This window comes from uncultured Gemella sp., assembly GCF_963515875.1.
In the GTDB taxonomy this organism is placed as follows: Bacteria; Bacillota; Bacilli; order Staphylococcales; family Gemellaceae; genus Gemella.
On record NZ_CAUPZX010000004.1, the window covers coordinates 15,611 to 41,005 of the forward strand.

Sequence of the window (25,395 nt, forward strand, 5' to 3'; positions counted from 1 at the left end):
ATTGCTAAATATAACAGAGTATTATTGGGTATTTAAATTTATAAGATATTTATTTAATTTCTATGAATATAGTATGTTTGCTTATATCTTAAGTTCATGGGTTCCACAAATAAAAAATAACATTATAGTAGAATTTCTTGAGGTAATCTGCGAGCCATATTTGAAATTATTTAGAAAAATTATTCCACCAATTGGAATGCTTGATATTTCACCAGTTGTTGCTCTTATAGTGTTAAGCTTGTTGCAAAATTTCATTGTAACTTTATTATTTAAAACAGTATAGATTTATGAAGAAAATAAGTTTTTTACAACAAGCATCTATTGAAGAAAGAGAAGTAGTGGAAAAATTACTTCAGAGTATTAGTTTTGTTGATAACAGAAATACTGTTACTAAATTTCTAACTAGTTTTGAACAAGTTATTTTAGAAGAGATAGTGGCATACAATTATCATGATTTTAGTGTGGAATTTTTTGGTGGATTTAAAGAAGCTGAAAGAAAAAGAGCAAAAATAATTTCTAACGAATATTATGATGTTGATTATGATATAGTTTGCTTAAGGGCAAAGTTTAACAATAAGTTTAATACTGTAGAACATAGAAATATTTTGGGAGCTGTTCATAATCTAGGTGTAAACTTTAATAGATTTGGTGATATTATAGTTTTAGAAGATGAAGTATATATTTTTGTAGATGAGGAAATTGCAGATTTTGTAGCGATGGAATTCACAAAAGCAGGAAGAGTTAATTTGAATTTTGAAAAAATTAATCTTACTGATGTAAGTATCGAGAAAAAATATGATGATTTTGAAGTAGTAAGTTCTTCTTTTAGAATTGATTCTATCGTTGCTAAAATTACGAATAAGTCACGTAGTAAGGTTAAAGAGTATCTCGAACAAGATTTTATAAAACTTAATCATGTTGTTATAAAAAATGGTGAAAAAAATTGCAGTATCAGTGATATAATTTCAATAAGAAAATATGGAAGATTTATTATAAAAGATCATAAGCAAAATAAGAAAACTCTAAAATACAGAATAACTATATCTAAATTAGTTTAATTAAAAATTGTAAAATAATATCCACTGTGGAACAGGTAATTATAATTGTTTCATAGTGGACTTTTTTATGTTAAAATACGCTTTTTAGAATAATATATATGAAGAAAGTATGGGATTCAGTGTTAAAAGGATTTAAAATGATATTATATGTCTCTATTTTTTATTTTTTATGTAAAAATACGAATATTATGCTTTACTATATGAAAATGTGTGGTATACTCATAGTATAAAAAAATTTTTAAAAATAAGAGGTAAGTAAAAATGAAAAAATTATTTTTAGCTATTTTTTCTGTTGTCTTAGTATTTTCTTTACTAGGTTGTTCACAAAAAAGTTCAACTAAAGAAGAAAAGGTTTTAAAACTTGGGGTAGTTCCTAGTAGTAATAGTGAAAAATTGGTTGACGATTTAGAACCATTTGCAAAAGCTTTAGGTGAAAAACTAGGAATGAAGGTAGAAGTATTTACTGCAAGTAGTTATATTGGTGTTATAGAAGGAATAGGAAGCGGTAGTGTTGATTTTGGTTTAGTTCCACCATTCTCTGCTGTTCTTTCAAATAAACAAAGTAATACTAAAAATATACTAGTAGGAACAAGTAGAACGGGAAAACCTGGATACTATGCTGAAATCTTTGTGAGAAAAGATTCGAATATAAAAAGTTTAGCTGATTTAAAAGGTAAAAAAGTAGCTTTTGTAGATCCATCTTCAGCATCTGGTTATATTTATGCTGGAGCAATGTTAAAAGATGCAGGTATTGATTTGGAAAAAGATATACAATATCAATTTAGTGGTGGTCATGATAAGAGTATGCAATTATTGTTAAATAAAGATGTAGATGCTATTGCTAGTTATGAAAATCTTATAAAAAAATATATAAAAGAATTTCCTACGTTAAATGAAGATATACATCCTATTTCAAAAAGTGAGTTAATTCCTGGTGTGACGGTGGTTGCTTCGAATAACCTTGATGAAGGAATGAGAAATAAAATAAAACAAGCTTTATTAGAAGTTCAAAAGGATAAAGAAGCACTTAAAATAATAACTGATCTTTACAATATAATTGGTTTTGAAGAACCTGATGAAAACTCATATAAAGCAATTGAGAACATATCTGAAAAGATGAATATAGATTTAAATAAGGTTAAATAAAGAAATAAAATTTAAAAGTTTAATTAATTTTATTAGGAATTAAATAACAAATCGTAATGTTAGGGTGACATTTCAAAGTTATTTAATTTTGTATAAAATTAAATTTAAAAATAAGATAAATTCCCAAAGTCAGTTCCGGTAAGAAATCAAAGTGGAAGTTACATTTGGAAATAAGGAAAATAACAATAAAAATATTCCCAAGGTAACTTCTGTTCAAAAAATAGGAAGCTATACTTTGGGAGTTTTTTTGTAAGGAATCAAAATAAATAAAGATATGACAAATAGACCTGCCAATCACTATTTGATGGTTAAATTCTAGTTTTTTATTTGAACAGAAATTTATTATGCTAACTAACAGCTATTTTTTTATTACTAATTTATGAGCGTTTTCATTTTATTTAAGGAAATAATGTGATATACTTTGCTTTATAAAACAAAATATATACAAATATGAGGTAAATAAAATGAAAAAAATATTATTGACTATTTTTTCTTTTTTATTGGTATTTTCTTTAATTGGCTGTTCTCAAAAAAGTACAACCAAAGAAGAAAAAGTTTTAAAACTTGGAGTAGTTCCAAGTAGCAATAGTGAAAAGCTAGTAGATGATCTGACACCATTTGCTAAAGCACTGGGGGATAAACTAGGGATGAAGGTAGAAGTCTTTACAGCGAGTAGCTATATAGGGGTTATAGAAGGAATAGGTAGTGGAAGTGTAGACTTTGGCTTAGTTCCTCCCTTTTCAGCAGTTCTTTCTAATAAGCAAAGCAATACAAAAAATCTTCTAGTGGGAAGAAGTACTAGTGGTAAACCTGGTTACTTTGCAGAAGTTTTTGTTAGAAAAGATTCTAATATAAAGAGTATAGCTGATTTAAAAGGTAAGAAAATAGCATTTGTCGATCCATCTTCAGCCTCTGGTTATATTTATGCGGGAGCAATGATGAAAGAAGCTGGTATTGATTTAGAAAAAGATATTCAGTACCAATTTAGTGGTGGGCACGATAAAAGTTTACAATTACTACTAAATAAAGATGTTGATGCTGTTGCAAGTTATGAAAATGTGATTAGAAAATACACTAAAGAATTCCCAACATTAAAAGAGGATATTCATCCAATTGCTAAAAGTGAATTAATCCCAGGAGTAACAGTAGTTGCATCAAATAATCTTGATGAGGAAACTCAGAAAAAAATTAAACAAGCTTTATTGGAAATTCAAAACGATAAAGAAACTATACAAATTTTAACAAATTTATTTAGTATTACAGGTTTTGAAGAACCAAATAATGATGCATATAAAGCTATTGAAAAAATCTCTGAAAAAATGAACATAGATTTAAATAAAGTTAAATAAAAAGGTTAAATAAAAAATAAGTTTAATTATTGTAAACATAATTAATAGATAATGAGGCTCTTAAACTTTGAAATATCAAAATTTAAGAGCCTTTTTAAAAATAAAGATTAGAAAACAGAAAAAAAGTTATACAAAAGTATTGACATTATGTTAATACTTTTGTATAATAAATATTGTTCATTAGGAACACAAATATTTATCCACAGTAGCTCAGTTGGTAGTAGCATCTGACTGTTAATCAGAGGGTCGCAGGTTCGAGTCCTGCCTGTGGAGTTGGAGTAGTACTCAAGAGGCTGAAGAGGCGCCCCTGCTAAGGGTGTAGGTCGGGAAACCGGCGCGAGGGTTCAAATCCCTCCTGCTCCGTTTTTTTTATTGGCCCGTTGGTCAAGTGGTTAAGACACCGCCCTTTCACGGCGGTAACACGGGTTCGAATCCCGTACGGGTCACCATTTGAATTAAATACATTGAGAATAAGAGTTAGGTCCCGTGGTGTAGCGGTTATCACGCCTGCCTGTCACGCAGGAGATCGCGGGTTCGATTCCCGTCGGGACCGCCATTTTTGCCTTGATAGCTCAGTTGGTAGAGCAATGGATTGAAGCTCCATGTGTCGGCAGTTCGACTCTGTCTCAAGGCATTTTTTTATTTAAACTTAATATTTTGGCGGCTGTGGCGAAGTGGTTAACGCATCGGATTGTGGTTCCGACATTCGGGGGTTCGATTCCCCTCAGCCGCCCCATTTTATGAAATTGATTGAAGAAGTAGTGTAAGAGACATTACTTCTTTTTTTATGACTGACTTATAACTTTTTTCATAATTTATAAGCAAAAAATTAGCATAATTTATAAAAGAGGAGTAAAATTAAATCTATAAAATATTAGGAGAAAAAAACATGGAAAAAACATTTGAAGAATATCTAGAAAATTTTAAAGTAATTGATTCAAAAACTGCTTTTGATAAAATTGATTCAAAAGAAAAATTTGTATTATTTATCGGAAGATCATCTTGCCCGTTTTGCAGAAGATTTATGCCAAAATTAAGTGAAGTAGTAGTTTCTAATAAAGTAGAAGCGTTCTTTATCGACTCTCAAGATTTTTCTGATGCATCAGGTATAGAATCATTACGTGATAAATACTCAGTAAGAACTGTTCCAGGTTTATTAGTTGCGGAAGCTGGAGAAGTTAAAGTAGTTTGTGATTCAAGTTTATCTGTCGACGAAATTACTACATTTATTAAATAATTTGTGCGCTCGTCTATTTTATGTAGGCGAGTATTTATTTTAATTTAATATGAGAATTTTAAGTTTTATGTTAATCGTTTAAATATTAAAGAAATTATAATAATAAAATACTGAAAATTTATAGTTTAAGTGATATAATAGTAATTATAAAATTTTACTAAGTAGTTTTACTTATCTATTTTATAATTCATTATTTAACTATGAGGTGATGATGTGAAAAATGAAAAGTTAGAAGTTAAAAATTTAGTTTTTAACTATGGGATGAAAAATATATTAAACGGTATATCGTTTGATGTGCCAAAGGGGGAGTTCATAGCGATAGTAGGCAAGAGTGGTGCAGGTAAATCAACTTTGTTGCGCTGTTTAAATTTGTTAAACAAACCTAACTCAGGGGAAATTAATATATCCGGGGAAAACATAATTAATTTTAATAAGAAAAAGTTGAAAATGATTCGTAGGGAAATAGCGTTTATTTTCCAAGATTATAATGTTTTAGATAATTTATATACTGTAGAAAATGTTTTGACGCCTTATTTGGTAAAAAAATCAATAGCAGGATTATTCCTTGGTTACACTAAAGAAGAATATGAAGAGGGTGTTGGTTACTTAAAACAAGTAGGATTGGAAGAAGAAGCCTTTAAGAAATCGAAATACTTATCAGGAGGGCAAAAGCAAAGAGTTGCTATAGCTAAAGCTTTGGCTCAAGATCCAAAATTGCTGTTAGCTGATGAACCTGTTAGTAGTTTAGATGAGAAAAATACTACGCTCATAATGGATACTTTTAAAAAATTAAATGAGCAAAATGGAATAACAGTATTAATAAATTTACATGACGTAAATCTTGCGAAGAAATATAGTACAAGAATTTTAGGATTGAAAGACGGAAAAGTTTTATTTTATAAAGATTCTGATAAGGTGACGAAAGATGAATTTGATGAACTTTATAATTAGAAAATATATTACCAAATTATTAACTATTGTATTTATTGGATTTATACTTATTATTGCTTATATGCAGTATGATACTAAAACATTTTTGCTAGGTTTCAAAAGAATACATAATTTACTTGGGAGAATGTATCCTATTGATTTTTCAATTTTACCGGAATTAAAACAACCAATAGTTGAAACAATAAATATTGCATTGTTTTCATCAATCTTAGCGTTATGTACAGCGTTATTGTTATTACCTATATTGACCAATGTGTTATTTAGATTGAAAATAATACCTAAGGTTTTCAGTGCATTTTTTTCAGTATTTAGAACGATGCCATTTCTGATTATCGCTGCTATTTTAGTTAGTCTTTTTAGTACAGGTGTATTTAGTGGTTTTGTAAGTATATATTTAATTAATTTACTAACCGCCGCCAAATTGTTAAAAGAGTATGCAGAAGAAGTGGAACTTAAACAACTTGAAGCTATGGAATCTTTAGGTAGTTCGAAGTTTGTTATTTATAAAAATGCAATTTTATCTAATTTAAAACCTCAGGTAATCTCTGTCTACTTTTTAACATTAGAATCGAGTATTCGTGGAGCTAGTGTTTTAGGATTAGTTGGCGCAGGTGGGATTGGTCAAAGATTATGGCAAGAATTAAACCATTTAAGATATGATAGAGTTTCTATCATTGTTATCACACTAGTAATTCTGATTTTTATAATAGATCTAGTAAGTTATTATTTTAGAAATTTACAAAATACATCACAATTAACATTTGAAAGATTTATACTTAGAAAGAATGTAGTGAGAGTTGCAATTCCTTTAATTATACTGGGAAGTATTGTTTATGTCACTAAGTTTATAAATATTTCTCACGAGAGATTTTTTATAGGGGTAAAACAATTGTCAGTATTAGGAAATGGTATAATAACTCCAGATTTAGCTTATTCTACTAAAATGTTTAGTGAGCTACTAGTAAGTATAGAAATAGCATTTAGTGCTACGATTTTTGCTGCGGTAACAGCAATATTTACTTCGTATTTATCATCAGTAAACCTTTTTGGGAAATATAAAGCTCTTAGTATGAAAGTCTTTATAAATATACTAAGAACATTTCCGCCTATTATTGTGGCATTAATATTCTTTAGAGGATTTGGACCAGGAGCGATAAGTAGCTTTTTCGCATTATATATATATACTGTGGGTGTAATGACGAAAATGTATAATGAAGTATTAGAAGGTATCAATAATAATGTGCTGCTAATGACTAAAAGTTTAGGACTTGGAAGTTTTGTTAGTTATGTAAAAATAATATTTAACGGATATTTTCCTGAGTTTGTAACTATTGTACTGTACAGATTCGAAGCAAACATTAAAAATTCAACTATCCTAGGTATGGTAGGTGCAGGTGGAATTGGACATTTGCTTGTAAATAATATAGAATATAGAAATTGGAACAGAATATCTACATTATTAATTGGATTATCTTTATCGATAATTATTATTGAAAATATATCTTATTTCATACGAATGAGAGTAAAAAAATAAAAATATAAGATCAAGGAGACATAAATGCGATTAAAAGTTGGAAAAATAGTTAATACGCACTCATTAAAAGGAGAAGTAAAAGTAATTTCATCTACAGATTTTGAAGAACAAAGATTCAAAAAAGGTACTGAACTATTAATAACTAGAGGAAATCAAGTTGTAAAGGAAGTAGTTGTAGAAAGTTATAGAACTCATAAAAATAATCTTTTAGTAAAATTTGAAGGAATTGACACAATAGAAGAAGCGGAAAAATTAAAAAATCTACAAATAAAAATTGATTCTGAGAATATTGGAGAATTAGAAGAAAACGAATTTTATTTTCATGAAATTATCGGATGTGAAGTCTTTGATGAAAACGAAAAAACATTAGGAGAAATCGTTGAAATTCTTACACCTGGCGCAAATGATGTTTGGGTTATAAAATCTCAAAATGGAAAAGAAATTTTAATACCTTACATTGAAGATGTAGTTAAGAAAATAGATGTTACAAATAAAAGAATCGACATTGAAGTAATGGAAGGATTAATCGACTAATGAAAATTGATATACTTACATTGTTTCCAGATATGTTCGATTCACTAAATCATTCAATATTAGGAAAAGCAAAAGACAATAAATTATTAGACATAAATATAATCGATTATCGAAAATTTTCTGGTAATAAACATAATCAAGTAGATGATTATCCATTCGGTGGCGGTCAAGGAATGGTATTGAAACCAGAACCGATATTTAACGCTGTTGAAAGTTTAGATAAAACAGATAAAACACGTATAATATTATTATGTCCACAAGGGGAAAGATTTAGTCAAAAAAAAGCGGAAGAACTATCGCAAGAGGATCATTTAATTTTTATCTGTGGTCACTATGAAGGTTATGATGAAAGAATTAGAGAATTTCTAGTAACTGATGAATTGTCTATTGGTGATTTTATTTTAACCGGTGGGGAATTTGCTGCTATGACAATGGTTGATAGTATAGCAAGACTTGTTCCAGATGTACTAGGGAAAGAAGAATCTCATAAAGACGATTCATTTTCTACAGGTCTTTTGGAATATCCACAATACACAAGACCGAAAGATTATAAGGGAATGTTAGTTCCAGATGTATTAACTAGTGGTCACCATAAAAACATAGAGATTTACAGAAAAAAAGAAAGTTTACGAAGAACACTGACTAGGCGTCCAGATTTACTGGAAAATTATGAATTAAGTAAAGAAGAAGTAAAATTACTTGATGAAATAAAAAAAGAATTAAAAAATTAACGTAAAATAAATGACATAACTATATTTTTGATGTATAATATTAATATAGTATGTATTGTAAGCACAGGAGGATTAGAAGTAATGACAACTTCATTTGAGGAATTATTAAATAGCTCAGAAATGCTGAAAAAAGGAGACAAAGTAACTGGTACAGTATCTAAAATAGATAATGACAAAGTATACGTAGATGTTGCAGGAGCACAATATGACTGCGTAATCTTACGTAATCAAATCACAAGAAAACCATTCGAAAATATTGAAGAAGTGTTATCAGTTGGTGATGAAATCGAAGCTCAAGTAACAGGAATTAGAGCTGATCGTGAAAAAAGATCAGAAGATGTTCCAGGTGTAATCTATTTATCGCACAAAATCTTAGAAAACGCTGAATATAAAAAATTAGTAGAATTATCATGGACTGGATTAATCGAAAAATTTGAAAATGGTGAATTAATTCAAGCAACAGTTTCAGGACAAACTAAAGGTGGATTATTAGCCGATGTAGAAGGATTACGTGCGTTTATTCCTGGTTCATATATCGACACTAAATTTAGAAAAGATTTATCTAAATTTGTAGGAAATGAATACACATTCAAAATTGAAGAAGTAGATAAAGCTAAAAACAAAATTATCTTAAACAGACGCGTTATTTTAGAAGAAGAAAAAGCTAAAAAGTTAGCAGAAGTTTATGGAAACATTAATGAAGGTGATGTAATTGAAGGTAAAGTTAGTCGTATTACTGACTTTGGAGCATTCATTAACATTGGTGAAGTTGATGGATTATTACACATCTCAGAAATTTCTCACGCTCGTGTAGAAAAAGTTTCTGATGTTCTATCAGTTGGAGATACTGTTAAAGTTGCAGTTATCGCTGTTGATAAAGAGAATGAAAAAGTTTCACTTTCTGCAAAAACATTATTACCAACACAATGGGAAGTTGCTCGTGCTACAATCAAAACTGGTGATGTATTAGAAGGTGTTGTTCGTAATACAACAGCATTTGGAGCTTTTGTAGAAGTATTACCTGATGTAGAAGGGTTAGTACATATTTCTCAAATTTCTCACGACAGAGTGACAAAAGTAGAAGACGTTCTTAAAAAAGGAGATAAAGTTACAGTTAAAGTTTTAGAATTTGATTTTGAAACAGAAAGACTATCTTTATCTATTAAAGAGTTATTAGAAAAACCAGTTAAAGAAGAAGTTAAGGAAGAAGCTGAATACGATACTTCTTACTTAAAAGATGAAGATACTTCATTTAGCTTAGGGGACAAATTTAAAGATATCGAACTTTAATTTGAAAAATAAAGAAATAAAGGCAGTAGATAGGCTTGTCTATTGCTTTTATTTTTTAGGTATTAAAGCAAGTTGAATGTACTAACGTTTTTTATAAATAATATAGTTTTTAATAAAACTTTAGGTAATTCGAATAAAAATATATAGATATGGAGGTAAAAACATGGCAAAACCAACAGTTGCGATTATTGGTAGACCTAATGTCGGTAAATCTACAATCTTTAACAAGATAATTGGTGATAGACTTTCTATTGTTGAAGATGTAGCAGGTGTAACTCGTGATAGAATTTATTCAAAAGCAGAATGGTTAAATTATTCATTCTTTATGATAGATACAGGAGGAATCGAGTTGGAAGATACTCCGTTCCAAAAACAAATTAGAGCACAAGCAGAGCTAGCAATCGATGAAGCTGATGTTATAATTTTCTTAACAAATGGTCGTGATGGAGTAACTAGTGATGATGAGGAAGTTGCTAAGTTATTATATAAGACAGACAAACCAGTCGTGCTTGCAGTAAATAAAATTGATAATTTCGATATGAATCATATGATTTATGATTTTTATTCACTAGGATTTGGAGATCCATTCCCAATTTCAGGTTCTCATGGATTAGGTATCGGAGATTTACTAGATGAAGTTTGTAAAAACTTTAAGGTACTAGATGAAGAGGAAGAAGATGAAAAAATTAGATTCTCTCTTATTGGACGACCAAATGTCGGAAAATCTAGTTTAATTAATACTATTTTAGGTGAAGAGCGTGTTATTGCATCTGATATTGCTGGAACTACGCGTGATGCAATCGATACTGATTTCAGACATAATGGAGATGAGTACGTTGTAATTGATACAGCAGGTATTAGAAAACGTGGTAAAGTATATGAAAGTTGTGAAAAATATTCTGTATTACGTTCACTAAAAGCAATAGAACGTTCAGATGTCGTGTTAGTTGTTCTTAATGCCGAAGAAGGTATTATTGAACAAGATAAGAAAGTAGCTGGATATGCACATGAATCTGGTAAAGGGGTTATTATAGTTGTAAATAAATGGGATGCAATCGCAAAAGACGATAAGACTATGAAAGAATTTGATGAAAAAATTCGTGATAGTTTTGCGTACTTAGATTATGCAAAAATTATATATGTTTCTGCAAAAACTAAACAGCGTGTATTTAATATCTTCCCATTAATTAAAGAATCATATGAAAATAGACAACGACGTATTCAAAGTTCAACTCTAAATGAGATTGTTGTTGATGCTGTTGCTATGAACCCAACACCGCAAGATAAAGGTAAGAGGCTTAATATTTTCTATGCTTCTCAAGTTGCTATTAATCCACCAACATTTGTATTCTTTGTAAATTATCCAGAGCTTATGCATTTCTCTTATGAGAGATTTTTAGAGAATAGAATTCGTGATTCATTCAATTTTGAAGGAACGCCTATTAAGCTATTAGCACGTCAAAGAAACTAATAATAAGAGTTAAATTTTATAGTACGATCTAGAAGTTAATTTACTTTTAGATCGTATTTTTTATACTTAAACGATAATATGAAGAGAAATTGAAAATAAACTGTAAAGAATAGAAAATTAATTACTTTTATTATCAATGGTAAAATTTAGTCAAAATACTAGAAAATAATTTTAGAACATGGTATAATTCTTCTTATATACTTTACTAATTAGGAGGTAATCTATATGCCATTAGGATATTATGGAATGTCAGGAAGTTATATAATTTACTTTTTACTAATTATGTTGATTCCTTTATGGGCACAATTTAAAGTAAAAAGAACATACGAAAGATATAAAAAAGTAAGAACAAAATCAGGTTTAACTGGAAAAGAAGTTGCAGAAATTATAATGCAAGCAAATGGAATTACAGGTGTTAAGGTAGTAAGAGGTGAGGTTGAATTATCAGACCACTATGATCCAACTAATAATATAGTTGTACTATCGCCTATAGTTCATGATCAACCTACAGTTGCTTCAGTAGCGATAGCAGCACATGAAATTGGTCACGTTATTCAAGACAAGGTAGCAGACTATAAACCAATGAGATGGAGACACGCTTTAGTGCCTTTAGCTAATTTTGGTGGAAACTTATCAACAATTCTTATTATGGTAGGATTCTTATTAACAGGATTAATCGGAAAATTTGGTTATACAGTTGCTTGGATTGGTGTAGGATTAATGCTATTTGCAGTTCTATTCCAAGTTGTAACATTGCCAGTTGAGTTCGATGCATCAAAACGAGCATTAGAACAAGTGGTTGATTTAAATATCGTAGACGATCAAGAACATAGACATTGTCGTAAGGTTCTAACGGCAGCAGCCTTAACTTATGTTGCGGCGGCAGTTGTAGCTTTAATGGAAATGTTAAGATTCGTCTTCATATTACTAAATAGTAATAATAGAGATTAATGAATATTAGATTGTCAATGGAAATTGGCAATCTTTTTTGTTATACGTAAAAATAAGTACTATATTGAAGCTATTATGAGACTATATTGTAAAGGAATATCAGAAAATTTATGTAAATAATAAAGATAGATATTAAACTAATATTTCTTTCATAAAATCTATATTAGTGATATAATAATGTAAGACTATATAATCAAGAGGTAAAAAATGATTTACGGAATCGGTTGTGATATCGTCGATATTCATCGCTTTGAAAAATATGTTGATGATAAAAAACGACTTGAAAAATTATATACAGAAAATGAATTAAATGAATTTTATAAAATAACAGATCATAGAAGGAAAATGGAATTTCTAGCTGGACGTTTTGCAGTTAAAGAAGCTACTTCGAAAGCACTAGGAGTTGGAATTTCTAAAGATTTTTCTTTTCATGATGTAGAAGTAAAAAAAGACGATAAAGGAAAACCTTTTATAGAATATAAAGACTTTATAACTCATCTTACTATAAGCCATACTGATACAACGGTTGTGGCATTTGTTATTTTAGAAAAAGGGGACAAGATTGATGATTAATGATAGACCGACTCAATTAAGAGTAAACTTGGATGCTTTACTAAATAATTATAATAAGTTGAATGAACTTAATAATAATAAAATCGGTTTAGCAATAGTTAAAGCTGATTCATATGGATTAGGAGCTAAAGTAATTGCCAATCATCTTTATCAAAATGGAGTTAGGCATTTTGCTACAGCGACATTAGAAGAGGCGCTAGAGCTAAAAGAAGTAATTCAAGACAGTATGGTGCTTGTATTAGGTGTCACAAATCCTAAAAATATAAAATACGCAATTGAAAATAATATTTCTCTAACTTGTCCATCTATTACTTGGCTAAGAGAATGTCTTTCTGAATTAGAAACTTTAGATAAAAAATTAAAAATACATGTAAAGATTGATACAGGAATGGGTAGAATAGGAACTTCTGATGTAGAGGAATTAAAAAGTATTGATAGGCTACTAGATTCAGAAAAAATTGACTTTGAAGGAATCTTCTCGCATTATTCAAATGCAGATGGTACAGATGATATTTATGATGATTATCAAACAGAAAATTTTGAAGAAAAAATAAAAATTTTTACTCGTAAACCAAAATATATTCATATAGAAAATTCAGCAGGGACTGTAAAATATAGTAATAGAGATGATTGCTATAATATGACGAGAATAGGAATTGCTCTATATGGATGCTATCCGAGTGAAAATATAGAAAAATTAGATAAGGTTCGGTTAGAACCAGTAGCTACATTACTAAGTAAAGTAACTCATGTCAAGAAATTTTCACAAGGTGAAAAATTAGGATATGGTGTTAGTTATGAAGCTAAACAAGATGAATATATAGCAACTGTTCCTATCGGTTATGCAGATGGTTTATTAAGGCGTGCACAAGGTTTTAAGATTAAAGTAGGAACAGAAGATTGTGAAATAGTAGGACGTGTTTGCATGGATCAACTTATGGTACGTTGCAACGAAAATGTAAAAGTAGGGGATACTGTTTTATTTTATGGGGAACACAATGGTCAAAGAGTATCAATAGATGACTTTGCATCATACCAAGATACCATAAGTTATGAAATATTTTGTTGCATAAGTAAACGTGTTCTAAGAATTTATTATAAAAATAAAATGGAGTTATAGTATGTACGAGAAAATCACAAAGAACTTGGCAGCTAAGCTTAAAATACAAGATAAGTATATAGTAAATGTATTGAACTTATTAGAAGAGGGAAATACAATTGCATTTATAGCCAGATATCGAAAAGAATTAACAAATTCTTTAGATGAAGTTGCCATTAAGCAAATTCAAGATGAATTTAATTATTTAAAATCACTTGAAGAAAGAAAAGAAGAAGTAATTAGATTAATTTCAGAAAAAGGTCTACTTACTGAGGAATTAAAAAAAGATATTTTAGCTCAAGAAAAGCTACAAAGGGTAGAGGATTTATATCGCCCATTTAAAGAAAAAAAACGTACAAAAGCTACGATAGCAAAAGAAAAAGGTTTAGAAAAACTAGCTAATTATATTCTAAAGCTTCCAAAATCATTAGAAGATTTAGATAAAGAAGCTACTAAGTACATAAATCCAGAAAAAGAAGTTAATAGTGTTGAAGAAGCTATCAACTATGCATTAGATATTATTGCAGAAAATATTTCTGATAGTGCAAAATATCGTGAATATGTATTAGAAAATACTAGAAAGTTTGGTCAAATTACTTCAACACTGAAAAAAGATGGCGAAGAAAAAGACGAAAATTCTACTTATAAAAACTACTATGAATTTGGTGAGCAAATTTCAAAAATTGCATCTCATAGAATTTTAGCTTTAAATCGAGCAGAAAAAGAAGGAATAATTCGTGTTGGTATAGAAAATGATAAAGATAGATTACACAATTTTATATTACGTGGATTAACAAAAAATCGTCAAACTGTGATTAGTGATTTATTATTAGAATGTATAGCTGATAGTATGAAACGATTAATCTTTCCATCTATAGAAAGAGAAATACGAAGTGATTTAACGAAAAAAGCGGAGGAAGACTCAGTAGTTATTTTCTCAGAAAACTTAAAGCAACTTCTAATGCAAAGTCCATTAAAAAATAAAAAAGTACTAGGAATAGACCCAGCCTTTAGAACTGGTTGTAAAATGGCGATTGTAGATGAATATGGTAATTTTATTGATAAAATGGTAATTTATCCGCATAAACCAGCTTCACTAGATAAACAAGAAAAGTCAAAAAAAGATTTAATCAAATTTATTAATAAGCATAATATTAATTTAATTGCTATTGGTAATGGAACTGCCTCTCGCGAAACAGAGAAATTTGTAGTAGAAAACTTAAAAGAAGCGGGATTAAAAATAGATTATGTAATTGTGAATGAAGCAGGGGCAAGTGTGTACTCAGCAAGTGATGTAGCACGTGAAGAATTTCCTGACTTTAACGTAGAAGAAAGAAGTGCGGTATCTATTGCTCGTCGTATTCAAGATCCATTAAGTGAACTTGTGAAAATAGATCCTAAATCAATAGGTGTAGGACAATATCAACATGATATTACACCTAAGTTCTTAGAAAAAGAACTTAGTTTCGTGGTAGAAACTGCAGTTAATAAGGTTGGAGTTAATATTAATACGGCTTCAGTTTCATTATTATCTTATGTTTCTGGAGTTAATAAACAAATTGCTAAAAATATAGTGGCATATCGTCAAGAGAATGGTAAAATAGAGACAATCAAAGATATTGCCAAAGTGCCTAGACTTGGGAAGAAAACATTTGAGCAATGTGTAGGTTTCTTTAGAATACCAGATAGTAAAAATATTTTTGATGCTACAGGGATCCATCCAGAAAGTTATAAAGCAGCAGAAAATCTATTAAAAGAATTGAATTTATCAACGAAAGAAGTTGGAACTGAAGAGTTTGTAACTAAAGTAGAGACAATAGATAAGAAAGTGTTATCTGAAAAAATTGGAGTTGGATTAGAAACACTTGAAGATATAATCAAAGATTTAAAACAGCCGTTAAGAGATGAACGAGAGTCGTTTGCAAAACCGTTGTTAAAATCTGATATTTTAACTATCGATGATCTTCAGATTGGTGTTAAGCTAGCAGGAACTGTTAGGAATATTACACAATTTGGAGCATTTATAGACATAGGTCTTAAACAAGATGCGATGGTTCATATTTCGAAAATTAGTAAAAGTTATATAAAAAACCCACTTGACGTTCTTAGTGTAGGTCAGATTGTCGATGTTTATGTAATAGATGTAGATAAGCAAAGAGGTCGTGTTGCACTAGCAATGTACAAAGATTAAAGGAGGTAAAAATGACTAACAACAAATCGAGATACCTTCCAAGTATAGACAGCTTGAGGGCATTAGCAGTTTTAGCTGTTATTATTTACCATGTAGATGTAAATTACCTACCAGGTGGATTTTTAGGTGTAGATTTATTTTTTGTATTATCAGGATATTTAATAAGTTCATTAATCATTAAAGAGTATAGGAAAACAGGTAGCATAAATCTATATAATTTCTATTTAAGAAGAGCAAGACGACTATTGCCAGCAGTTTATTTCATGATTACTGTTGGAATAATATTAATGGTAATGTTTAATGAAGTTCTTCTTAAAAAGAGTCGTTTAGATGCAATTTTTGGATATATATATTCAAGTAACTGGTGGTATATTTTTCATAAGTTAGACTACTTTGATAGTTTCGGATCACAGAGTCCATTTAAACATTTATGGTCACTTGCCATTGAAGAACAGTTTTATATGATTTTTCCATTGTTATTTTTATTAATTAATAGTAAGAAAAAAGGGAAAGACGGTACGTATAAACTAAGTAAAAGTTTCTTATATATTGTATTAGGATTAATATTTGTTTCATTAATAACACATATATTATTATTTGATATTAATAATATTAGTCGTATTTATTTTGGTACAGATACAAGAGCATTTTCACTTCTTGTAGGTGTAGTAGGTGCAATATTGTATCCAATGGATAAATTAAATAAAAAAATAACACCACAAGAAAACATAGTGTATAGTGTTGTATCTTTAATATCAATTACGACTTTAATAACTATTATGATATACACATCTGAATATAACACTTGGTTGTATAGAGGAGGATTTTTACTAGTAGCAATCTTAGGTATAATAATCATAATTAGTAGTGGAAAACAACATACTGTAATGGCAAAATTATTATCATTTAAGCCTGTTGTGTTCATAGGGAAAATTTCATATAGCTTATATTTATGGCATTTTCCAATATTAGTACTAACAACACCTGTATCTGAAATAGGTAATCCTAATATTTTTTACGTAATATTACGTGTTATTCTAACATTTATCGTTGCTATAATTAGTTATGTTTTTGTAGAAACACCGATAAGAAAATTAGGATTCAAAAACTACGTTAGTGTAATTTATAAAAAAATTGTTATAAAATCAAAGAAAACGAAAAAAATTGTAGCAAGTATTGCTGTAATCGTATCTTTATTGTTCGTTATGGGGATTTTAGGTAAGAGTGTTCCTTATCTTTCTACTGCTTTTGTGAAAGAAGTAGAGTCTAATAAAGAGAGTCAGTTTGTTAATAAGGGTGAAAATAATAAAGATAACAATCAAAATCAAGATAATAAGAAAGCTGAAAATAAAGATGATAAAAATGATAACAATAATACTGAGAAAAAATATAGTTCAGTTGTAGTTATCGGGGATTCATTAACTGTAGATATTGGAGAAAAATTCCAAGAAATATATCCAGGAGCAGTGATCGATGGAAAAATCGGCAGACAGTTGTATGTAGCCGTTGACGAAGCGAAAGGGTACTCTCAATACAATAATGAAAATTCGGCTATTATCTTTCAATTAGGAACAAATGGACCATTTACAGAAAGTCAAATAGAAGATCTATTAAAAGTTTTTGATAAGGCGGACATATATTTTGTTAATATAAAAGTTCCAAGAGCTTGGGAAAAAACAGTAAATACTGCATTACAAGAAGCAAAAGAAAAACACGCTAATGTGAATATTATAGATTGGTATTCTGTTGCTAACAGTGGCAAAGATTTATTTGAACCAGATAGAGTTCACTTAAACCAAACTGGTGTTACAGAAATGGTAACGTTGATTCAGAAAAATTTAAAACGTCCAGTAGATATTAAACAGTAAGAATTAAAGATTAAGTATAGAGAATTAAGTGGGAGTGATTCAAGAATTGCGATTTCGTAGAAATCGACTTTGTTGAGTCACTCCCTTAACATTTATTAGATATTTAAAAAGCATTTTAAGAGTAAATTTATATATAAATAAGCTACTGCGTATATGAGTTATCATATACTCTTTTTTATTTAAGACTTTTGAGACAATCCTATTCAGCATAACAAGTAATCTAAAATATAATTTATGATTTAAGCAAGGTTTTCTTATTGAAATATAAACTTTCATTGAAATATGAATATAGTTTATGTTATAATGATTTAGTATTATAATTTAATTAATGATGAAAAAGGAGATAACTATGACAAAAGTAAGAGTAAGATATGCACCATCTCCAACAGGAAATTTACATATCGGTAATGCACGTACAGCATTATTTAATTATCTTTTTGCAAAACATTACGGTGGAGATTTTGTATTAAGAATAGAAGATACTGACTTTAAACGTAATAAAGAAGAAGGTGAAAGAAGTCAGTTAAAATACATGGACTGGTTAGGTCTTGATTATGATGAAGGTATTGGAAAAGAAAAAGAATTCGGTCCATACCGCCAATCAGAAAGAATTGATATTTATCAAAAATATGCCGATCAACTTATTGCAGAAGATAAAGCATATAAATGTTATATGACTGCTGAAGAATTAGAAGCGGAAAGAGAAGAGCAAATTGCTAATGGATTACCTCCTCGTTACAGTGGAAAACACGCTCACCTTACTAAAGAAGAACAAGAAGCTTTTGAAAAAGAAGGTAGAAAACCATCAATTCGTATTCGTGTTCCTCAAGATAGAACTTATAGTTTTGATGACATGGTTAAAGGTGAATTATCATTTGAAGGTCGTGACTTCGGTGATTTTGTGATCATAAAAAATGATGGAGTTGCCACTTATAACTTCGCAGTAGTAATTGATGATTATCTAATGAAAATTTCTCACGTATTGCGTGGAGATGATCACGTATCAAATACACCAAAACAGCTTGTTGTGTATGAGGCATTAGGATTCGAAGCACCGAGATTTGGTCACATGACTCTTATCGTAAATGAAAGTAAGAAAAAATTATCTAAACGTGATGAAACAATTATCCAATTTATCGAGCAATATGATGAACTAGGATATCTTCCAGAAGCATTGTTTAACTTTATTACATTATTAGGTTGGTCTCCAGAAGGTGAACAAGAAATCTTTACTAAAGAAGAATTCGTTAAAATCTTCGATGAAAAACGTCTAAGTAAATCACCAGCATTCTTTGATAATAATAAACTAACTTGGATTAACAACCAATACATTAAAGCTCAATCTTTAGAGAGAATTGTAGACTTAGCTTTACCATTCTTTGTAAAAGAGGGTGTTGCAACAGCAGAAGAAGTAGAAAGTAACAGAGCTTGGTTTGAAAAATTAATTTCGTTATATCAACCACAAATGAGTTATGGTGCTGAAATTGTTGAATTAACAAAACAATTCTTCGTAGAAGATGTAAAATTTGCTGAAGAAGAATTAGAAATCTTAAAACAAGAAACAACAGCAACTGTATTTGAAGACTTTTTAACAAAAGTAACAGCAGTTGAAGAATTTACAGCAGATAATATTAAAGGATTAATTAAAGAAATCCAAAAAGATACTGGAGTAAAAGGTAAAAACTTATTTATGCCGATACGAATTGCTTCTACTGGATCAATGCATGGACCAGAATTAAACACAAGTTTAGAATTATTAGGTAAAGAACGTGTAGCAGCTAGAGTAAAAGCAGCATTAGAACTAATTAAATAATCTATAAAATATTACAAAAAAAGTTAAGGGAGAAATATAAAACAATAAATTATAGAGTATCCCTTAATTTTAACTTTAATACGGAAAAAACTGAAGAAATATAAATAAAAGTAAAGAAAATATCTTGACATTTAACGTCAAATAATGTATTATTACTTATGATATTGTTTATATATCTTCACGAGTAAGCCCCGGAAAACTTAGTCGTTATGACAGATTAACAAACAACATCTAGGAGGAAAAAAGACATGCGTCAAACATATATGGCAAAGCCATCAACTGTAGAAAAAAAATGGTATGTAATCGATGCTGAAGGACAAACTTTAGGTCGCTTATCATCAGAAGTAGCTTCAATTTTAAGAGGGAAACACAAACCTACTTATACACCACATATCGATACTGGGGATAATGTTATCATTATCAATGCTGAGAAAATTGTGTTAACTGGTAAAAAATTAACTGATAAAATTTACCGTCGTCACACAATGCACCCAGGTGGGTTAAAAGAAAGAACTGCTGGATTAATGGTAGAAAAATATCCAGAAGAACTTTTAGAATTATCTATTAAAGGTATGTTACCAAAAAATACTTTAGGTAGAGCTCAAGGAATGAAACTTCACGTATACCGTGGAGCTGAACACCCACACGCAGCACAAAAACCAGAAAAATACGAATTACGTGGATAATATAGGAGGAAATAATTAAATGGCACAAGTAGAATATCGCGGTACAGGACGCCGTAAAAGCTCAGTAGCACGTGTAAGATTAGTACCTGGAACAGGGAAAGTTGTTATTAACAACAGAGAAATGCGTGAATACTTACCATTAGAATCATTAGTATTAGACTTAATGCAACCTTTAGAAGTTACATCTACTACAGGTAACTATGACGTTTTAGTTAACGTTAACGGTGGAGGATACACAGGACAAGCTCAAGCAATCCGTCACGGAATTGCACGTGCTTTACTAGAAGTAAACCCAGAATACCGTAAAGATTTAAAACCAGCAGGATTACTAACTCGTGACCCTCGTATGAAAGAACGTAAAAAATACGGTCTTCGTGGTGCGAGACGTGCTCCTCAATTTTCAAAACGTTAATATTGGTCTTATACCAATTTGCACGTCAAGACAACAGAGAAATTTCTCTGTTGTCTTCTTTTTTATACAGAAAAGTAAAAAACTGAAAATCAATATCTAATGGATAGTTGATTTTCAGTTTGAAAATATAAATTATTCGTATATCTCCGAGTCCTTAAGGGTAAAAACTACTTCTGTACCCGCTGGATAGTTATCTAATGAAAGTAAAAGTATTTTTTCTTCTATCTTTTTAGGTTTTATCTCAGCACTCACTTGAGCGATTTCATTTAATTCATCATAAAGATTTTTAAATAGTTTTGCATCTTTTACGTTGATTTTTGGATTTATTTGGTAAATAGGTGTCTCTCCAAACCAAGTATCTTCATTTTTAAAATCAATTTCGGATTTCTCATTTATTTTTAACTTTATTGTAATATCATAATCGAAAGTATATCTGTCAAAAAGTTTAGCAAGATTACTAATATAATCATGTGATCCTTTATTAGAACGATTAATAAATTTTAATTTAGCACTATAATCGATAGCATTTAAATCAAAGATTTCAGCCATTTTAAATACATCAAATTCATCATATACTTCAGAAGTTACAAAATTAACTTTTACATCATATCCTACACGTTGAAATTCTTGGTATTTTTCTAAAAGTTCTTCAGCTGTAACATCCTCAATATTTTCTTTGATATTTGTAACAGATTCCTTTCCATCTTCTATAACTTCTTGTTTAGGATATTTAACAGTCAATAAATAATTCATCTAATTATTCCTCCTTTTAATTTAGAACAATTATTATTATACATATCTTTAGCAATAATTACAACAGTGTAATAAGTTATAAGATGATTTGCTATATGTTTTAAAGAATCAGTTGAATAATTAAATTTAACTAAAATTTCTGAAAATAAAGAAAAATCAATCTTGACATTTTTCAATAAAGTTTATATAATTAAAAACATAAATTGAAAAAAGGAGGGCATTGCACATGAAAATAATAGCAATTTCAACAAGAAGCACGGACTATAAATCCGATGCAGGTATAGATAAAAGAAGACTGTATATTAATGGTTATTTTTCAGAAATGGCAGAAAAAGCAGGATTTATATTATTTCCAGTTTGTTCACAAAATGGAATAGAGGAAATTGCAGCCATGTGTAGTGGTCTAATAATTGCAGGTAGAGATAGGGATATAAATCCTAAATATTACGGAGAAGTACCACTTAAAGGATTAACTTACCCTGAAGATAGTTATGAAGACGAATTGGACTTTAGACTTATAGAGTTATTCGATAATGCAAAGAAGCCTATTTTGGGAATTTGTAGTGGATTACAAAGCCTTAATATTTTCTTTGGGGGAACATTAAAGCAACATATTGATGAACATACTAGCAAAGAAAAATTAGTAAGACATTCAGTAAAAATAGACAAAGATTCATTTTTATATAGTTTATATGGACAAGAAAATAATGTTAATTCAATACATCATCAGGCAATTAATAAACTAGCAGAAGGTTTTAAAGTTACAGCAATGGCAGAGGATGGAACTATTGAAGCAATAGAACGAGAAAACCTTATAGGCGTTCAATGGCATCCTGAGGTTGATGGAGAATATAATACTTTTAAAAAATTTGTAGAAATGTGTTAATAAATACATCAAAATAGTTGACTTATTATTTAAATAATGTTAAACTAATCTTTGTGTAAAATAATAGCAGTGGATTAATTGTTATTGCCTCTATGTTATACATTTTTTAATGTGGCAACTCGTAGCCTATGCTGCTAGGCGAAGTTCCAGTTTTATAACATATACAACAACGATAATCGTGCTTTTTGTTTTCACAAAAATAAAAACAAAAAGATATAAGGAGGAGCACATAATGGCTCGTTTTACAGGTTCAACTTGGAAAAAATCTCGTCGTTTAGGAATTTCACTAAGCGGTACTGGTAAGGAGTTAGCTAAACGCCCTTACGCACCAGGACAACACGGTCCTAACTTAAGAAAAAAACTATCTGAGTATGGTTTACAATTACAAGAAAAACAAAAACTTCGTTACCTACACGGTATGAATGAAAAACAATTCCGTAAATTATTCGATAAAGCTGGTAAATTACAAGGTCTACACGGTGAAAACTTCATGGCATTACTTGCTACACGTTTAGATTCAGTAGTATACAGCTTAGGTTTAGCAAGAACTAACCGTCAAGCTAGACAATTAGTAAACCACGGACACGTTCTTGTAGATGGTAAAAAAGTAGACATCGCTTCTTACGCTGTTAAACCAGGTCAAGTAGTTTCAGTAAGAGAAAAATCTAGAAACCTTGAAATCATTAAAGAAGCTGTTGAAGTAACTAACTTCGTTCCTGAATACTTAACTTTTGATGCTGACAAATTAGAAGGATCATTAGTAAGACTTCCTGAAAGAAGTGAATTACACCCAGAAATCAACGAACAACTTATCGTTGAGTACTACAGCCGTTAATAAGACAAAGCCCTTTAAACTAACGTTTAAGGGGCTTATTTTTATTTTCTGCGTAAAAAAAAAGGGCTCTTTGTCAAGTTCGGGGCATGGGGAAAATTCACTCTAGAAATCTAGGCAGCACTTTGCTGCTTAGATTTTTTCTTACTTTCTTTAAGTTTAATATTATTTTTATATTCAGAAACAAATAATCTAGACATAATTAAAATGCGTAATCTGAAATTACTAAAGCTAGAATATCCATAAGATACTCTCTTTAGTAGTTTTATTTTATTATTAAATCCTTCTAATGGGCCATTAGAATACTCATATTTAACAGCGTTAAGCATATACTCTTTGTGCTTTTTCATAGTATTTATAGCTTTAGATACACCTTTAGATAATCCTTTAGTATCCATATCTATATACTTTTCTAATTCTACAGAGTCTTTAGCTTTAATAGCTTCTCTTATCTCATGAACTCTCTCATAACTAGCTGTAAATTCAGCATCTATAGCTAATATATAATCTAATACTTCTTTTCTAGTTACATAGCGTTTAAAGCTTCTAGAATAGAATGTTTTTGTTGAATTTACTTTATCTCTATCTTCTAATATTACTTTCCAGAAGTTCTTTAGAATAGTGTAAGTAGAGCCTTTTTTATTCTTATATTGATTCATTAGTTTTACTCTAGCTTTATTTAATTCTCTATTAATATTTTGAACCATGTGGAATCTATCTATTATTATCTCAGCGTTAGGGAACATCTCTTTAATCATACTCATATAAGGAGGGTAAATATCTATACAGATCGTTTTTACTTTCTTTCTTACTTTTCTTGGATATCTCATAAAGTATTGTTTTAATATATGTTGTGTTCTACCATCTACAATATCTATAAAGTCATGTGTTCTAGCATCTAAGAATACGAAACTCATTCCATTTTTACTATCTTTAGTTGATTTTATTTCATCGAAACATAGGTGCTCTGGTAAGTTTGAATGAGTCTTAACTTCTACAGCTTCTCTACATGATTTCATTACTCTTACTACTGTAGATACTGATACATTACTTAATTCAGCTATATCTTTAAAAGACAATGTTTTAGATAGATTCTTCATTATGTAAAATATAAGATTTTTAGATATACTACAGTGCTTTTGTACAAATGATGTTTCAGCACAAAACTTAGAATTACATTCTCTACATTTAAAGCGTTGTTTCTTTAGTCTAAGGTATGTAGGGCATTCTGACATCTTTAATAAAGCTATTTTTAATGGATCTGTGAATCCATTTTTAACTATATTATTTCCTTCTTTTATACATCCGCAATTTGTACAACACTTTGGATTGTATGATAAAGTCCCATGAAATACGAATGTATCTTGCCCATCCACATTAATTAAATCAAGTTTATCCTCCATAGTTATATTTTGGTCTTTTATTAATAGTAAATTTGTGATAAAATTAGACATGACAAATATCCTTTCTTAGTTAATTATTTTTCTACACTTTAATTATATTGGATATTTGTCTTTTTGTATATAAAAATTGAAATCCGGGGATGGAATTTTTCCATGCCCCGGATTTAGTATACAACCAAAAAAAGATACTAGTTATAATACATAATAATAAAGTGTATTACTAATAATTAATGTTTTTCATAAAAAATTGATTATGTATATGCAACTATTAAAAGAAAATAATTTATTAAAATTTTTATAATTTTTGCGTAAAATATAAAATATAGACGAATAATTTTTTATAAAATATAGTTTGATATGCTATAAATATTCGTTTAAAATTTGAAACAGATTTTTATAGAAAATAATACAGGTGTTTTTCAAGTTTCTTTTCTTTAGTAAATTTAACACTTATTTTCACGAAAAAAATGTTAAATAGATTCTAAAAAAGCTTATTTTTAAGTTATTAATAAATATAAAATATTACAAAATAAAGAAAATATTTTCATCATAACTTTCATTAAAAAAAACGCTTTCATTTTGTAAGATTGTATGTTATTATATAAGTACAGAGAAAAACTAAGGAGG

23 protein-coding genes and 6 tRNA genes are annotated in these 25,395 nt (G+C 29.4%); 27 read left to right on the plus strand and 2 right to left on the minus strand.

The window, feature by feature from the left end:
• Position 1: 1 nt before the first annotated feature.
• From RWL85_RS01500 to rpsI, 25 genes are all read left to right on the plus strand, one after another.
• Positions 2-283 (plus strand): YggT family protein, encoded by a 282-nt coding sequence (locus tag RWL85_RS01500; RefSeq protein ID WP_314084138.1) that lies wholly within the window; start codon positions 2-4, stop codon positions 281-283.
• A 4-nt stretch (positions 284-287) separates the two neighbouring features.
• Positions 288-1,058, plus strand: coding sequence for a YlmH/Sll1252 family protein (locus tag RWL85_RS01505; RefSeq protein ID WP_314084139.1), 771 nt, complete (start codon positions 288-290; stop codon positions 1,056-1,058).
• A 261-nt stretch (positions 1,059-1,319) separates the two neighbouring features.
• Positions 1,320-2,204 carry a phosphate/phosphite/phosphonate ABC transporter substrate-binding protein gene (locus RWL85_RS01510; protein WP_314084141.1) on the plus strand — a complete coding sequence of 295 codons (885 nt, stop codon included), beginning with the start codon at positions 1,320-1,322 and terminating at the stop codon, positions 2,202-2,204.
• A 464-nt stretch (positions 2,205-2,668) separates the two neighbouring features.
• The gene (locus tag RWL85_RS01515) at positions 2,669-3,553 is read left to right on the plus strand and encodes a phosphate/phosphite/phosphonate ABC transporter substrate-binding protein (protein WP_314084143.1); all 885 of its coding nucleotides are present in this window, start codon (positions 2,669-2,671) and stop codon (positions 3,551-3,553) included.
• 199 nt (positions 3,554-3,752) lie between these two features.
• A tRNA-Asn gene (locus RWL85_RS01520) sits at positions 3,753-3,826 on the plus strand.
• A 2-nt stretch (positions 3,827-3,828) separates the two neighbouring features.
• Positions 3,829-3,916, plus strand: a tRNA-Ser gene (locus RWL85_RS01525).
• Between the two features lie 11 nt (positions 3,917-3,927).
• Positions 3,928-4,002 (plus strand) — tRNA-Glu (locus RWL85_RS01530).
• Between the two features lie 31 nt (positions 4,003-4,033).
• Positions 4,034-4,109, plus strand: a tRNA-Asp gene (locus tag RWL85_RS01535).
• 5 nt (positions 4,110-4,114) lie between these two features.
• A tRNA-Phe gene (locus RWL85_RS01540) sits at positions 4,115-4,187 on the plus strand.
• 26 nt (positions 4,188-4,213) lie between these two features.
• Positions 4,214-4,289: transfer RNA gene (locus tag RWL85_RS01545), tRNA-His, on the plus strand.
• A 153-nt stretch (positions 4,290-4,442) separates the two neighbouring features.
• On the plus strand, positions 4,443-4,790 hold the full coding sequence (locus RWL85_RS01550; RefSeq protein WP_314084144.1) for a thioredoxin: 348 nt from the start codon (positions 4,443-4,445) through the stop codon (positions 4,788-4,790).
• Between the two features lie 213 nt (positions 4,791-5,003).
• Positions 5,004-5,741 (plus strand): phosphonate ABC transporter ATP-binding protein, encoded by a 738-nt coding sequence (gene phnC / locus RWL85_RS01555; protein WP_314084146.1) that lies wholly within the window; start codon positions 5,004-5,006, stop codon positions 5,739-5,741.
• Complete coding sequence (locus RWL85_RS01560) at positions 5,716-7,275, plus strand: ABC transporter permease subunit (RefSeq protein WP_314084147.1); 1,560 nt, start codon at positions 5,716-5,718, stop codon at positions 7,273-7,275. The genes phnC and RWL85_RS01560 overlap by 26 nt, the downstream gene beginning before the upstream one ends.
• A 24-nt stretch (positions 7,276-7,299) precedes the next feature.
• On the plus strand, positions 7,300-7,809 hold the full coding sequence (gene rimM / locus RWL85_RS01565; RefSeq protein WP_314084149.1) for a ribosome maturation factor RimM: 510 nt from the start codon (positions 7,300-7,302) through the stop codon (positions 7,807-7,809).
• The gene (gene trmD / locus RWL85_RS01570) at positions 7,809-8,540 is read left to right on the plus strand and encodes a tRNA (guanosine(37)-N1)-methyltransferase TrmD (protein ID WP_314084150.1); all 732 of its coding nucleotides are present in this window, start codon (positions 7,809-7,811) and stop codon (positions 8,538-8,540) included. Before rimM ends, trmD begins: the two co-directional genes overlap by 1 nt.
• 81 nt (positions 8,541-8,621) lie before the next feature.
• Positions 8,622-9,830 (plus strand): 30S ribosomal protein S1, encoded by a 1,209-nt coding sequence (gene rpsA / locus RWL85_RS01575; protein ID WP_314084152.1) that lies wholly within the window; start codon positions 8,622-8,624, stop codon positions 9,828-9,830.
• Positions 9,831-9,993: 163 nt separating this feature from the next.
• Positions 9,994-11,301 carry a ribosome biogenesis GTPase Der gene (gene der, locus RWL85_RS01580; protein ID WP_314084153.1) on the plus strand — a complete coding sequence of 436 codons (1,308 nt, stop codon included), beginning with the start codon at positions 9,994-9,996 and terminating at the stop codon, positions 11,299-11,301.
• A gap of 225 nt (positions 11,302-11,526) precedes the next feature.
• Positions 11,527-12,252 (plus strand): zinc metallopeptidase, encoded by a 726-nt coding sequence (locus RWL85_RS01585; RefSeq protein WP_399533384.1) that lies wholly within the window; start codon positions 11,527-11,529, stop codon positions 12,250-12,252.
• A 207-nt stretch (positions 12,253-12,459) separates the two neighbouring features.
• Positions 12,460-12,825 (plus strand): holo-ACP synthase, encoded by a 366-nt coding sequence (gene acpS, locus RWL85_RS01590; protein ID WP_314084155.1) that lies wholly within the window; start codon positions 12,460-12,462, stop codon positions 12,823-12,825.
• On the plus strand, positions 12,818-13,945 hold the full coding sequence (alr, locus tag RWL85_RS01595; protein ID WP_314084157.1) for an alanine racemase: 1,128 nt from the start codon (positions 12,818-12,820) through the stop codon (positions 13,943-13,945). The genes acpS and alr overlap by 8 nt, the downstream gene beginning before the upstream one ends.
• Position 13,946: 1 nt before the next feature.
• A complete protein-coding gene (locus tag RWL85_RS01600; protein WP_314084158.1) occupies positions 13,947-16,115 on the plus strand; it encodes a Tex family protein in 2,169 nt (722 codons plus the stop codon).
• A gap of 11 nt (positions 16,116-16,126) precedes the next feature.
• Complete coding sequence (locus RWL85_RS01605) at positions 16,127-17,983, plus strand: acyltransferase family protein (protein WP_314084161.1); 1,857 nt, start codon at positions 16,127-16,129, stop codon at positions 17,981-17,983.
• Between the two features lie 349 nt (positions 17,984-18,332).
• Entirely contained in the window at positions 18,333-19,796 is a 1,464-nt protein-coding gene (gltX, locus tag RWL85_RS01610) for a glutamate--tRNA ligase (RefSeq protein WP_314084162.1), read from the plus strand.
• 248 nt (positions 19,797-20,044) lie between these two features.
• Complete coding sequence (gene rplM / locus RWL85_RS01615) at positions 20,045-20,482, plus strand: 50S ribosomal protein L13 (protein WP_003144827.1); 438 nt, start codon at positions 20,045-20,047, stop codon at positions 20,480-20,482.
• 19 nt (positions 20,483-20,501) lie between these two features.
• Positions 20,502-20,894 (plus strand): 30S ribosomal protein S9, encoded by a 393-nt coding sequence (rpsI, locus tag RWL85_RS01620; RefSeq protein WP_003145894.1) that lies wholly within the window; start codon positions 20,502-20,504, stop codon positions 20,892-20,894.
• 132 nt (positions 20,895-21,026) lie between these two features.
• Here the strand turns inward: rpsI and RWL85_RS01625 are convergent, their stop codons facing one another.
• On the minus strand, positions 21,027-21,647 hold the full coding sequence (locus RWL85_RS01625; RefSeq protein WP_314084165.1) for a hypothetical protein: 621 nt from the start codon (positions 21,645-21,647) through the stop codon (positions 21,027-21,029).
• 226 nt (positions 21,648-21,873) lie between these two features.
• On the opposite strand from RWL85_RS01625, the gene RWL85_RS01630 reads away from it, so the two are divergent.
• Together RWL85_RS01630 and rpsD are read left to right on the plus strand one after the other, a co-directional pair.
• On the plus strand, positions 21,874-22,533 hold the full coding sequence (locus RWL85_RS01630) for a gamma-glutamyl-gamma-aminobutyrate hydrolase family protein (RefSeq protein ID WP_314084167.1): 660 nt from the start codon (positions 21,874-21,876) through the stop codon (positions 22,531-22,533).
• Between the two features lie 232 nt (positions 22,534-22,765).
• A complete protein-coding gene (gene rpsD / locus RWL85_RS01635) occupies positions 22,766-23,368 on the plus strand; it encodes a 30S ribosomal protein S4 (protein ID WP_004632201.1) in 603 nt (200 codons plus the stop codon).
• A gap of 110 nt (positions 23,369-23,478) precedes the next feature.
• Here the strand turns inward: rpsD and RWL85_RS01640 are convergent, their stop codons facing one another.
• Positions 23,479-24,768, minus strand: coding sequence for an ISL3 family transposase (locus RWL85_RS01640; protein ID WP_314084170.1), 1,290 nt, complete (start codon positions 24,766-24,768; stop codon positions 23,479-23,481).
• Positions 24,769-25,395: the final 627 nt, after the last annotated feature.

Coding starts and splice junctions, on each gene's coding strand:
- RWL85_RS01505 (WP_314084139.1), top strand. CDS start 288: ATGAAGAAAATAAGTTTTTTACAACAAGCATCTATTGAAGAAAGAGAA.
- RWL85_RS01510 (WP_314084141.1), top strand. CDS start 1,320: ATGAAAAAATTATTTTTAGCTATTTTTTCTGTTGTCTTAGTATTTTCT.
- RWL85_RS01515 (WP_314084143.1), top strand. CDS start 2,669: ATGAAAAAAATATTATTGACTATTTTTTCTTTTTTATTGGTATTTTCT.
- RWL85_RS01550 (WP_314084144.1), top strand. CDS start 4,443: ATGGAAAAAACATTTGAAGAATATCTAGAAAATTTTAAAGTAATTGAT.
- RWL85_RS01560 (WP_314084147.1), top strand. CDS start 5,716: ATGAATTTGATGAACTTTATAATTAGAAAATATATTACCAAATTATTA.
- rimM (WP_314084149.1), top strand. CDS start 7,300: ATGCGATTAAAAGTTGGAAAAATAGTTAATACGCACTCATTAAAAGGA.
- trmD (WP_314084150.1), top strand. CDS start 7,809: ATGAAAATTGATATACTTACATTGTTTCCAGATATGTTCGATTCACTA.
- rpsA (WP_314084152.1), top strand. CDS start 8,622: ATGACAACTTCATTTGAGGAATTATTAAATAGCTCAGAAATGCTGAAA.
- der (WP_314084153.1), top strand. CDS start 9,994: ATGGCAAAACCAACAGTTGCGATTATTGGTAGACCTAATGTCGGTAAA.
- RWL85_RS01585 (WP_399533384.1), top strand. CDS start 11,527: ATGCCATTAGGATATTATGGAATGTCAGGAAGTTATATAATTTACTTT.
- acpS (WP_314084155.1), top strand. CDS start 12,460: ATGATTTACGGAATCGGTTGTGATATCGTCGATATTCATCGCTTTGAA.
- alr (WP_314084157.1), top strand. CDS start 12,818: ATGATTAATGATAGACCGACTCAATTAAGAGTAAACTTGGATGCTTTA.
- RWL85_RS01600 (WP_314084158.1), top strand. CDS start 13,947: ATGTACGAGAAAATCACAAAGAACTTGGCAGCTAAGCTTAAAATACAA.
- RWL85_RS01605 (WP_314084161.1), top strand. CDS start 16,127: ATGACTAACAACAAATCGAGATACCTTCCAAGTATAGACAGCTTGAGG.
- gltX (WP_314084162.1), top strand. CDS start 18,333: ATGACAAAAGTAAGAGTAAGATATGCACCATCTCCAACAGGAAATTTA.
- rplM (WP_003144827.1), top strand. CDS start 20,045: ATGCGTCAAACATATATGGCAAAGCCATCAACTGTAGAAAAAAAATGG.
- rpsI (WP_003145894.1), top strand. CDS start 20,502: ATGGCACAAGTAGAATATCGCGGTACAGGACGCCGTAAAAGCTCAGTA.
- RWL85_RS01625 (WP_314084165.1), bottom strand. CDS start 21,647: ATGAATTATTTATTGACTGTTAAATATCCTAAACAAGAAGTTATAGAA.
- RWL85_RS01630 (WP_314084167.1), top strand. CDS start 21,874: ATGAAAATAATAGCAATTTCAACAAGAAGCACGGACTATAAATCCGAT.
- rpsD (WP_004632201.1), top strand. CDS start 22,766: ATGGCTCGTTTTACAGGTTCAACTTGGAAAAAATCTCGTCGTTTAGGA.
- RWL85_RS01640 (WP_314084170.1), bottom strand. CDS start 24,768: ATGGAGGATAAACTTGATTTAATTAATGTGGATGGGCAAGATACATTC.